This window comes from Pseudomonas sp. F8002 (assembly GCF_013385495.1).
Classification (GTDB): Bacteria; Pseudomonadota; Gammaproteobacteria; order Pseudomonadales; family Pseudomonadaceae; genus Aquipseudomonas.
On record NZ_JACAPW010000015.1, the window covers coordinates 54,997 to 66,857 of the forward strand.

Genomic DNA, 11,861 nt, shown 5'->3' on the forward strand with positions numbered 1-11,861 from the left:
GGTCCCTCATGGGGCACCACTATTTACTTCAAGCTTCCCTGAAAACTTTCAGCCGTCTTGCGTAATGCGCTGGCCACCGTCAATGGAGGATTCCAGCCCAGCAATTGGCGAGTCTTGCCAATATCAACCTGCAACGAACCACACAGGCGCTGGCCAATAGCCTTGCGGCCTAGCACGGTCGCGCCCAATTGCAGTAGGGCTGCCGGTACGGGGATCAACCGGGCCGGTTTACCCAAGGCAATCCCCATGCGTCTCAACAAATCAGTGGTCGACATGTCATCACCATCGCTGGCCAGAAACGTCTGATTGGCCGCCGCCGGGTGATCCAGGCACGTCACAATCAAGTCAACGAGGTTGTCCAGCGCGACCAGGCTGCGCTGGTTACGAATAGCGCCCAACGGCAGTACAGCACCTTTGTTGAGCCAATTCATCATGCTGCGAAAGTTTGCCTTGACCCCAGGGCCGTACACCAGGACGGGACGAATAATAACAACTTCCATCCCGCTTCTTTGCGCCAGCGACAAGAGTTGCTGCTCGGCCTCCATTTTGGAAACACCATAGGGGTCGCACGGCGCCGGCACGTCATCTGCCGTGTAAGGGGCGCCCATTCGGGTTCCCTCACCGTTGACCTTGATCGAGCTGATAAAGATGAAACGCCTGACGCCCGCCTGAGCTGCCTGCTCCGCCAGCTTCAACGTGCCTTCGACGTTGACCTTGCGATACTCGGTTAACGGATCACTGGAGGCGTCTGACATCACATGAACGCGCGCGGCGCAGTGAACCAGAACATCAACCCCTTCAAGAGCAAGCGACTCACCCGCAAGATAATCGGCACCGACCCGCACAGGTACAGCAGACGCAGGCAGTGTCACACCCTCGCGACGTACCAGCGCCAACACCCGACAGTCCCCTGCGGATGCCAACCGGTTGACCAGTGCTCCCCCCACAAAGCCACTGGCTCCAGTGACGAAGATAGTTTTGTGCTGATTCAAAGCGCGCGCTCCAACTCTCTGTACACATCCAAATGCTGCTGCACGATCTTCTCGATCGCAAATGCGCGTAAAGCCAGTTCACGGCCAGCCGCCCCCATCCGGGCACGCAAGGCAGGAGCCTCAATCAACACCTGCAATTGATTCGCCAGGGCCTGTGCATCACGAACAGGTACCAGAAACCCTGTTACATCGGCATCAATCGCGTCCCGGCAACCTGGCACATCGGTGGTGACCACTGCGCGGCCGCACGCTGCGGCTTCGACCAGTACCTTGGGCAAGCCTTCACGATAGGAAGGAAGGGTCACAATATTCGCCGCAGCGAACACATTCGCGATGTCGTCGCGGTAACCGAGCAGCTCAATCACCCCTTCCTCTCGCCACTGCTGCAACTGTGAGGTGGTAACTGTCGCCGGGTTACCGGGATCAATGTCACCAATTAACTGAAAGCGCGCGTTAACACCGCGCGCGGTCAATATTTTTGCCGCCTCAACGAACTCGACAACGCCCTTGTCCAGCAGCAGTCGAGCCGCCAGGCACACCACTGGGATCCCTTCCGGTTCTGGCAACGCGGTGTAACGAGACAGGTCGACGCCTGAACCACGAATCATCACGACCTTGGATTGGGTAAGTCCACCCATGCTCAAGAGCAGGTCACGATCATCGGGGTTCTGAAAAATCGAGCGCAGATTACGCTTGCCCAATGCCAACCGATAAAAGGTGCTGACAACCTTTCGCGTGATAGTGGCCTTGAGTCCCTTGGAGAGAAATACAAAGCCCAGTCCGGAAATAGCGGTAACCACACCTTTGACCGGTGCCAGCCGAGCGGCAACGCCACCATACAAAACCGGCTTGATGGTCACCAGGTGCAAGACGTCCGGCTTCAATTGCCAGAGCAGCCGCCAGATCGCGAACATCAGTCCCAGTTCGGCCAAGGGGTTACGGCCGCTACGTGAAAGCGGCAACGGGTGAAACTCGAAACCTTCAGCGGCAATAGCCGCAACAGCCGGACCAGGCATGCACGCCACATGAACCCTATAGCCCTCCGCCTGCGCGCCCTTGGCAACTGCCAGCCGGTGCGAAAGAAAAAAACCCGGGTCGTTGACGATAAACAAAAGTACTTTACTCATGCCTGCTCTTCCAACCATGCCTGGAACATGAGGATGGTCCACAAGTGAGGCTGCCAGTTTCCCCGGCCCTCAAGATGTTCCTGCCACATGTGCCTGATGCGTTCAGGGTGGAAGTATCCCTCCTGGCGCAAGCGCGCTTCATCCAACAAAGACTCTGCCCACTCCCGTAAAGGACCGCGTAGCCACGCCCCAAGCGGGATACCAAAACCTTGCTTGGGCCTTTCGATCAACTCCTTGGGAACATGACGATAAAGCACTTCTCGCAACAGCCATTTGCCCTGGCCGTTACGAATCTTCAGGTCCAGAGGCATGCGCCAGGCCAGTTCGACAATCCTGTGGTCAAGCATAGGGACCCGACCCTCAATGCTTGCGGCCATCGCAGCGCGATCCAGTTTCACCATGATGTCATCCGACATATAGGTCTGGGCGTCCATCGCCATCATCCAGTGTTCGAAACTATCGGTCTGGGGCCAGCGCGAAGGGTCAGTGAAAATGGTTTCGGGTTCCTTGCCACCGATCACGACACTGGCAGGGTCAGTCCAATGACTGTTGAGCTGCAGGTAGAACTCATGCCCATCCGCAAGCGCCAGGACGCTAGCCAATTTATGAGCCTTTTCCCCAGGCGTGCTGAGATGAAGCCGCTTGGGCAGCAAAGGTTTGGAGAGACGGAACAGGCTGTCCCAGGTGGACGGTGAAAGTGAGCGTAAAAGCCCGGCGCTCGCCTGCCGGGCAAACGGCGGCAGTTGCTGCATTTTTGACCAGACTTTCTTGGCGCTGAGGTAGCGGTTATAACCGCCGAAGAGCTCGTCGCCGCCGTCACCACTCAACACAACCTTGAGCTGTTGGCTGGCCAATTGGCTGACAAGGAATGTGGGAATCTGCGAGCTGTCGCTGAACGGCTCACAATACATCGACGGTAGACGCGGGATAACAGCCAGGGCATCGTCCGGGCGCACGTACAACTCGGTGTGTTGCGTGCCAAGATGCTTGGAAACCGCCTTGGCATGAACAGCCTCGTCATAGCCGCCTTCGTCGAAGCCGATGGTGAATGTGCGGATTGGCTGGGCGCTCTGGGCCTGCATCAAGGCCACGATAGTGCTGCTATCCACGCCGCCGCTCAGGAATGCACCCAAAGGCACATCTGCGAGCATTTGCTGACCAATGCTTGAGCTCAGTTGAGTCTCCAGCAAATCCGTCGCTTGGGCGGGAGTGCCCTTGAAGGGGTCGGCAATGCCTTTTGCTACTGCGTCGTTGAGACGCCAGTAAGCCTGTGGGACGGCGGCCTTTGCAGCGGGCAGATTCTTCAGCGCAAGCGTTACGTAGTGGCCGGGCTCGAGCTTGGCGATGCCTTTATAAATGCTGTAAGGCGCAGGAATGCAGTTGTGCCGAAGCAATAGCGTCAACGCGTTGCGATCCACTTCGCCAGTGAACTGCGGGAAAGCCTTGATAGCCTTGAGCTCAGACCCCAGCAGCAGCGTGTCTTCCTGCCAACCGTAATACAAAGGCTTCTCGCCCATCCGATCGCGTGCAAGCGTCAATACCTGCTCTTGCCTGTCCCACAGCGCGAAGGCAAACATACCAACCGATGTTTGCAAGGTCTTTTCGACACCCCAGCCTGCAAGACCTGCGAGCAGGACTTCGGTATCAGAATGGCCTCGCCATGCGGGTGGCGACAATCCTTCATTGTCCAGCTTCTGCCTGAGTTCGGTATGGTTATAGATCTCACCGTTGAAGACGATTAAAAATCGCCCACAACTGGAATGCATCGGCTGATGACCGGCCTCCGACAGATCGACAATTGCCAACCGTCGATGCCCGAGCGCGAGGCCTGCATTTTCGTCAACCCATACACCACGATCATCGGGGCCACGGTGCACGAGGGCATCGTTCATCCGGGTAATGATCGATGCCAGATCACTATTACGGGCCTGGAAAATTCCGCTGAAACCACACATCAATGAACGTCCTGATTTAAGTAAAGCCGGTCATAGATTTCTTTGAATTTATGCTCGGTACATTTCATCGTGAAATTTTCGACGATACGTGTATAGGCACCCTGCCCCATCATTGATCGCTCGGCAGGAGACGCTGCAATCATCTTCGCCAGCGCTTCAGCCAACGCGAGTGGATCCTGTACGGGTACGACAAACCCATTTTCACCCAGCAGGAATGCCGCGTCTCCTGCATCGGTCGTCACACAAGGCAACGCCAGGCTCATCGCCTCGCCCAGCACATTAGGAAAACCTTCGGTAAATGAATGCAGGCAAAACATGTCCATCGCCTTAAAGCAGGCGGGCACATCTTTTCGTTCACCCAGCAACACAAATCGATCAGCGAATCCGGTTGATGCAATCTGCGCCATCAATACGCTATTCGCCTCATCGACATCACGTCCCACCATCAGGAACTTGACGTGCGGGAACCTGGGAGCGACGAGCCCGGCAGCCTCGACAAAACTGGCGTGATCCTTGACTTCGTTAAAACGCCCCAGGCTTCCTACAACGAAGTCATCTGCGCTTATTCCTTGCGCCGACCTTATGGCCTCACGCTCTTGCGGCGATGCAACCAGACGCTCAAGATCAAACCCGTTGGGAATGACAGCCATTCTGCTCGGGGAATAACCCGCAGCCACATGCGTCTTTCGTGACGCCTGGGCAGCGCACACGATAACGCTGGGGACAGTCGCCGACAGCCAGGCACACAGTTTGCGAACAATAATTGTGGCCTTTGCGCCGCCTCGGCTGACGTCAGTGGTCCTGACCCCCCAGATCACGCCCCTGATCCCCACCCAACGCGCTGCCAAGCCACCCAACAAGTCAGAGTGATACATCCAGGTCTGAACGATATCAGGCTTGTTCAGCCGAAGATGGCGAACCAACTTTGCAAACGTTGGCATGACATCCCAGGCCCCCCGCATACCCAACGTGTCAACAGTCACCCCGCAGGCACGCAGCCGAGCGCCCACTTCACCCAAATCCGTCAATGAGATAACACTGTGTTCATCATCGCCGCTTGAGTTGAATGACTCACAGAGCCGAAGCAGCATCAACTCCGCGCCGCCGATATGCAGACCGACAATAATATGGGTAACTTTCAACGGCCTTGCTCCTCCAACCACGCCTGGAACATCAGGACACCCCATAACTTGCTTGAATGATCAGCCCGACCACTGAGGTGTTGTTCCCAGGCACGGCGGATCGGTGCAGGATGGAAGAAACCCTCCCGGCGCAACCGGCCTTCATCCAGCAAGCTTTCCGACCAATCGCGCAGGGGCCCGCGCAACCACGTCGCGATAGGTATGGAAAAGCCCTTTTTTGGTCGCTCGATTAACTCGCGAGGAACATGACGATAAAGCACTTCCCTCAATACCCACTTGCCAACACCACCTCGAATCTTCATATCCAACGGGATGCGCCAGGCCAATTCAACAACCCGGTGATCGAGCATTGGCACACGAGTTTCCAGGCTGCTGGCCATCGCCGCACGGTCGACCTTTACCAGGATGTCGTCAGCCATATAGGTCTGTGCATCCATCGCCATCATCCACTCTTCATACCGCTGCGTAGCGGGCCACGCTGAAGAGGTGTCAAGCACCGTAATCGGCTCTTTCGCGCCGATAACGACACTGGAAGGTGTTTTCCAGTGACTGACAAGTTGCCGATAAAAGTCCTCCCGACTCGGAGTATCAAGAATATCCACCAACTTCTCGACCTTGCCTTTTATCGGCAATGCCTTGAGCGTTGCGGATGCAAAACGTCGCAGGGGTAACGGCACCTGGCTGATCTTCCCCCAGATACGTGGGGCAAATTGGTAAGGGTTGTAGCCGCCAAACAGCTCATCTCCCGCATCACCGCTTAACGTGACGGTGACTTGTTGTCGCGCAAGGCGACTGACCAGGAAGGTCGGGATCTGTGAACTATCGGCAAAGGGTTCGCAGTAGATGTTCGGTAGATCCGGGATAACGTCCAACGCGTCTTTGGATTGAACATAGATCTCAGTATGTTCAGTACCTAAATGGCGGGATACGGCCAGAGCATGTTCAGCTTCATTGAACCCTGCCTCACTGAAGCCAATGGTGAACGTCTTGACCGGTCGCGGGCTTTGCTTCTGCATCAGGCCAACCACAAGACTGCTGTCCACGCCACCACTTAGAAACGCGCCCAGGGGCACGTCCGCGAGCATTTGCATGCCGATGCTTTCGCTAAGCTGTGCTTCAAGCGTATCAACTACGGCGTTGGCATCAGATTGCAGCGGAGACGCAAGCCCCGCCTCAACCGCCCGATTGAAAGACCAAAAAGGAAACGCTTTTACATCCGATCGGCGCTGGTCTATCGCGATCCTTACATAATGCCCCGGCTTCAGCTTCTCGATCCCTTGATAGATGCTGTAGGGCGCGGGAACGTAGTTGTGGCGCAGATAAAGGGCCAAGGCGTCACGGTCGATATCAGCGCAAAACGCGGGATGGATCTTGAGCGCCTTGAGTTCAGAACCGAACAACAGCACGTCATTCTGCCACCCCCAATAAAGCGGCTTCTCCCCAAGACGATCCCGAGCCAATACCAGTTCATTTTGCCGGGTATCCCACAGCGCGATGGCGAACATCCCAACCGTTGCCTGCAGGGTCTTTGCGATTCCCCAGTGCTCAAAGCACTCAAGCAGCGTTTCTGTGTCTGAGTGCCCGTTCCAGGTAGGCGAAAGCCCGCTCTCCTCAAGAAGAGCACGCAGTTCGCCATGGTTGTAGATCTCGCCATTGAACGCAATTACGAAGCGCCCACTCGATGAATGCATTGGCTGGTGGCCGGCAGCAGTCAGGTCGACAATCGCGAGCCTCCTGTGGGACAGGCCTATACCAGCGGCTGAATCAAACCAATAACCGCCGCCGTCCGGGCCACGGTTGATGATTGAGCGGCCCATTGCCTCAAGCAGCGAAGACTCATCGGTAGAAAACTTCTTGTTCGTAAAATATCCGGAAAAACCACACATCAGGAAAGCTCGCAATTAATTTACTGGTCGGGCCGTTCTCGCCCGCCTGAGTCAAGCCAGATGAGCACTCGGGTTCACGCTCGCATAGCGATTATAAAACCGGTGCAATAGCGCGCTTGAAAATATCAATATAAACAAGCGAGACACGTCATTCTGATAAAACACAGGAGCCTTTACTTCCAAAACTAAAATCAGGCACAACAGTACCAAAACAAAATAGCCCGCATCGGCAAATCGCCGCATCCCTGTCCAGATTTTCAAGAACATCCAACCATAAGACGCGTAAACCAGCACAAATCCCACGATGCCACTGGCAAGCAGCGTTTTCAGATAACCGGAGTCAGACCGCGCGACGCCACCACTTTGATCATCAAACGAGCCACTACCTGCAATAATATTCAACAGATCCGGGACGAAAAGCATACTTTTCAGATCATCCGTAGAGGCAGAGGTGAGGCCCTGACCTTTCGAATAGTTGATGAAAATCTCGAACGCATAATCAAAAACGTAGGTTGAAAAAAATTCGAACCTTTCCGGAAAAAAATACTGGAATAACAAAATTGCCAGCGCAGCAAAGGCGCTAAAAGCCACCCCTACGATGAGGGACTTCAGAGGCCATCGAATCGCGAGAAGCCCCACGCCAAGAAGGAATACGACCACACCGGTACGTGCAACCAGTGTAATTGAAAGAGCAATCACGGAGATGCTTAGAAATCGCCAAATGGTCGCATTATTGGCCCGGGAATATACTGAGTAAACACCGTATACAGCGGCCAGCGCAAGAATAGCGCTGAGGTTAAAACCGCCGCTATCGTGAATACCGCGAAAGCGCAGAACACTATCAACTTCAATATTTCCACGGTTAGCCAACGACGCGGATAACAAATCCCTAAAAGAGGGCTCCACGAACGACAGCATAATGAAAAACGCCTGAAGAACAGTCGCCCAATAGATCAACTCGAAGCATCGATGAAATCCATAGAGTGCATCATCTGAATTCGCACGCCGGCCAACCGCATAATAAGTTATAACCAACGCCAACAGCAGAACGACAATAAACTTTATGAAAATCTCCAGAAATATTGTCTCAGCGTTACCCCAGAGAACACTCAGCATCACGCCCAAGGAACCCGCGAGCAACAGCGCCACGATGGCAAAGCGGCAGGTGACAAATGCATAACCAACAAAACCGCGGAGCAACGGATCAGCAAGAATCAGAAGCAAAGCCCCAGGAATGAGAAGCGCGACAGAGGGCACGCCCAGAAAGCTGAGCGTAAAATTGAACACGTAGAAAAAAACAACCAACACCAAAAAAAACGACCGCACCTTGCTCACCCTGCCACCGAAGTTGAAGTTACGTTCTCACGAGCGCCTTGCCAGGAACACCTACAACAACCGTATCCTGTGGAAAGCTTTTAACAACAACGCTGTTCGCACCCACAACCACATTGTCACCCAGAAAAATCGGCCCGAGGACTTTTGCGCCCGTACAAATAACCACATTATTTGCCAGTGTCGGTTGATTGCCCTTGCTGGTTTTCGATAGGTCCTGGTTCCCAAAAGTCACACCATTAAAAATTTTGCAGTTCGACCCCATTACTACGTCGGCACCTATCACTATGTCATGACCGTGCATGATGCAGAGACCTGGGCCAATTTGTGCCCTGCAAGAGATATCGCTACCAAAGACAATGCGAATAAAATACTCAACCAGAAAGCTCAATACACGCCCGATAACGGGAATTTTTAACAGGCTTTGGCCCAGTCGCAACATGATGGTCAAATGAGCGGTGTGATCAAACACTACGCTCTTGAGCACTCTGGACGCCCGCTCACTACCTGCGATTGAGCGTAGGTCCTGGATCAAATAGGTTAACGACATAAAAACCTCATTTACTCTTGACCGCATCGGGGATTCTGAGCATTGAAAGCATCTTACTGGCACGCCATACTTTTGGTATAGTCGTCAGTCTAAAAGCGCGAACGAATATTGGGAAAAACAGTTTACAGTCTTCAAAACGCCTGTTTTTCAGTGCGGCAATAAACAAGAAGCTGATAGACACCGATATATCTGCGGCACTACCTTTGTACTTTTCCAAAAAGTAATCAAACGACTTCACCAGCAAAACTTTTGTCTTGTTTCCCGAGGAGGCAATACCGATACCTGTACGATAAACACCCAAAGGCTTGGCGCTGACGAACCCTGCATAGCCTTGTCCAACCTGCTCGACGTTTGCAAAGTAATCCAGCAAAGGAAAATCTGGCAGTTCAATGTCCCTTGCCGTGGCCCGATACATTTTAGAACTGTTCATTCCAATCGTTATATATTGAAAAATGTCCTTTCTGGTGAACGAGTTACTCACGCGAGATAAGTCAATGAGGTCTTCTACAACAACCTTGGTGCCAGGATTCTCGACGAGCATCCTGTGCCAGACGATATTATAGTTCGGGTGCTCGTCCAGAAAGTCACTTTGAGCCTGTAGTTTCCCTGGAAGAGCGTAATCATCACCATCGAGATGAGCAATGTACTTGCCGCATGCCAAAGCGTGCACTTCAAGGTAATTTGCCGTGATACCAACATTCTTTTCATGTATAAGCGGCTTGACAATATCGGGGTATTGCTCCGCCAAACTACGTACTACGTCGCTGGTGCCATCTGTCGAACAGTCATCACCGACGATCACCTCAAACTTGAAATCCGTGACCTGATTAATCAAGCTCAACAAGCACTCGCTGATATAACCAACCTGATTATAAGTCAGCACACATACTGAAACCTTTATATCTTCTCCCTCGGAAACAATACTCACACGCCTCTCCGCCCAACAATCTTGTTAGCTACCATTGCCCGGGCAGCGCTTGAAAAAGCCACCGCGGTCAACATAATTAACCCACCTGAAACAAACACTATGAGCACGCTTAAAATCCTGCTTTCACTTCGCACATCTACCCAATTAACAAGCAGTCCGACTGCGGCTGCGGGTAAAACAATCAAACCTATATCATGAGTCAGCCACTTCTTGTGGAGCCCAGGCTCAAGCCTCGAATGAACGAACCAAACCCAAAAGATCAAGAATGTCAGGTTGACCATCATCCAACTGTAGCCAGCACCGATGCTTCCGTAATAGGTCGACGAAAAATAGATAGCGGGGACCATGACGCATAACAAAATCAGGTTACCCAGAAAATGAAGCCTCAGGTTTCCGCGAGCATACTGAAGATAGTAAGGGAATGCTGAAACCGCCAAGCACCCGTTTCCAATCGCATACAACACCATTGTCGGGGCAACGTTTTCGACAACGGTCGCGTCACCTGTCCATGCCCACAGCAAAGGACGCGCACAAATTGCAAGGGTAATCGATGCAGCACCGGCAATAATGGAAACAAGTTGAGTAGAGTTACGATAAATCGTAATCACATCAGCTTCCTTGTTTTCGGCATGTAAGCGGGCCATTCGCGGCATAATCGCGCTGCTGATCGGTCCGGTTATAACCATTACCCCGCCAGCAATCAGCACCGCCAGAGTGAAGTATCCGTACTGGCTTAGCGGCAATATGCTCGAAAGTATCAACTTATCTGTCTGCGTGACCATTACCCAAATTGAGGCAGTAAACGCCACGGTGAGGGAAAAAGCCAAGACACTTCTAATGGGTTTGAGCGACCACCCCATCGACGCGCTGACTACCTTTGGGAGTACGCCATACGACTTAATGTACAACCCGAGGATTTCCACAACCGCAATAATTAATTGATAAAAGAAAAATACAATCGGCGTATATCCATAAAACCACATCACGGGCAAAACAAATATAAATCTGAGTGTCGCAATGATTGAAGTATAGCCACTCAACCAAACCAGATGTTCGCCACCGGTGATGACGCCTCGATACAAGCCACATATCCAGCGGATTGCGATACATGCGGCCATTATCTGTATAGCAAAACTCGCCTGTTCGACACTCAACGCATCAAGTTTCAGCCAATGTTTTACAACAAGCGGGGCAAACAGATACAACGTAATAAAGCCGAGAATGCCAATGCCCAGAAATAAAACATGGAGCGCCCGGAACAACCGCCGAAAGTCCAATGCCGATACCGCACCGGCCTTGAAACGTGCAGTTTCCCTGCCGATCGTAGGTGTCAAGCCAAGATCAAGCAAGCTGAACCAGGCCTGCAGCATGGAGAAAAATCCAACCAGGCCATAGGCTTCCGCGCCCATGTATTTTATATAGACAGGCAGCATCACGATGCCAATCAACGTCACATATATTTGGCTTACGTAGTTAGCGGCTATGTTCTTCTGAAGCGACAATTGTTTATATCCCGAATATTTATAGCCGAACCTGCATTTTTATGTTCGTGTCGCCGTCTGCTACTATCTTGAATCCATACCGCGTGTAAAGCTTTATCGCTGAACTGTTCCCTGCGCGTACCTCCAGGCTGCATGCAGTGAAACCGCGACTCTTCATCACCATGAGTGCGCTGCTCAGGAGCTCGCCCCCAAGCCCTTTGCCTCGGCCACTTGCAGCGATCAAAAGCAACGCTATGTATCCCTCCCTGGATACATCATTATTGCAGTAAAATGCCACAAACCCGTTATACGACCCACCAGAGTGATGGATGAAAATCTCTGCCTGGTCTTCAATTTTCAGAATGTAGTCTTCTGCAGAGATACCGCGAATAAACTCTCCTTTTTGAAGACGCTGCTCAATGTGTATTAAATCTTTCAGCTCTGGGGGCAGCATAAATAACCCATCGT

At 52.7% G+C, this 11,861-nt stretch carries 10 protein-coding genes; all 10 read right to left on the reverse strand.

Annotation, left to right across the window (positions count from 1 at the left end; genetic code table 11):
* Nucleotides 1-23: 23 nt before the first annotated feature.
* From HX811_RS12010 to HX811_RS12055, 10 genes are read right to left on the reverse strand one after another with little or no spacing between them, the layout of a single operon-like run.
* Complete coding sequence (locus HX811_RS12010) at nucleotides 24-992, reverse strand: SDR family oxidoreductase (protein WP_177046038.1); 969 nt, start codon at nucleotides 990-992, stop codon at nucleotides 24-26.
* Nucleotides 989-2,119: a glycosyltransferase family 4 protein gene (locus HX811_RS12015; protein WP_177046039.1), complete on the reverse strand. Its 1,131-nt coding sequence runs from the start codon at nucleotides 2,117-2,119 to the stop codon at nucleotides 989-991. The genes HX811_RS12010 and HX811_RS12015 overlap by 4 nt, the downstream gene beginning before the upstream one ends.
* Nucleotides 2,116-4,074 (reverse strand): asparagine synthase (glutamine-hydrolyzing), encoded by a 1,959-nt coding sequence (asnB, locus tag HX811_RS12020; protein WP_177046040.1) that lies wholly within the window; start codon nucleotides 4,072-4,074, stop codon nucleotides 2,116-2,118. Before asnB (HX811_RS12020) ends, HX811_RS12015 begins: the two co-directional genes overlap by 4 nt.
* The gene (locus HX811_RS12025) at nucleotides 4,074-5,216 is read right to left on the reverse strand and encodes a glycosyltransferase (protein ID WP_102605092.1); all 1,143 of its coding nucleotides are present in this window, start codon (nucleotides 5,214-5,216) and stop codon (nucleotides 4,074-4,076) included. The genes asnB (HX811_RS12020) and HX811_RS12025 overlap by 1 nt, the downstream gene beginning before the upstream one ends.
* The gene (gene asnB, locus HX811_RS12030) at nucleotides 5,213-7,102 is read right to left on the reverse strand and encodes an asparagine synthase (glutamine-hydrolyzing) (RefSeq protein ID WP_177046041.1); all 1,890 of its coding nucleotides are present in this window, start codon (nucleotides 7,100-7,102) and stop codon (nucleotides 5,213-5,215) included. The genes HX811_RS12025 and asnB (HX811_RS12030) overlap by 4 nt, the downstream gene beginning before the upstream one ends.
* Before the next feature lie 51 nt (nucleotides 7,103-7,153).
* Nucleotides 7,154-8,437, reverse strand: coding sequence for a hypothetical protein (locus tag HX811_RS12035; RefSeq protein ID WP_173406090.1), 1,284 nt, complete (start codon nucleotides 8,435-8,437; stop codon nucleotides 7,154-7,156).
* Between the two features lie 19 nt (nucleotides 8,438-8,456).
* Nucleotides 8,457-8,984: a serine O-acetyltransferase gene (locus HX811_RS12040; RefSeq protein WP_003218783.1), complete on the reverse strand. Its 528-nt coding sequence runs from the start codon at nucleotides 8,982-8,984 to the stop codon at nucleotides 8,457-8,459.
* Nucleotides 8,985-8,991: 7 nt separating this feature from the next.
* Entirely contained in the window at nucleotides 8,992-9,912 is a 921-nt protein-coding gene (locus HX811_RS12045; RefSeq protein WP_177046042.1) for a glycosyltransferase family A protein, read from the reverse strand.
* The gene (locus HX811_RS12050; protein ID WP_177046043.1) at nucleotides 9,909-11,414 is read right to left on the reverse strand and encodes an oligosaccharide flippase family protein; all 1,506 of its coding nucleotides are present in this window, start codon (nucleotides 11,412-11,414) and stop codon (nucleotides 9,909-9,911) included. The genes HX811_RS12045 and HX811_RS12050 overlap by 4 nt, the downstream gene beginning before the upstream one ends.
* A gap of 19 nt (nucleotides 11,415-11,433) precedes the next feature.
* The gene (locus tag HX811_RS12055) at nucleotides 11,434-11,847 is read right to left on the reverse strand and encodes an N-acetyltransferase (protein WP_177046045.1); all 414 of its coding nucleotides are present in this window, start codon (nucleotides 11,845-11,847) and stop codon (nucleotides 11,434-11,436) included.
* Between the last annotated feature and the right edge of the window lie 14 nt (nucleotides 11,848-11,861).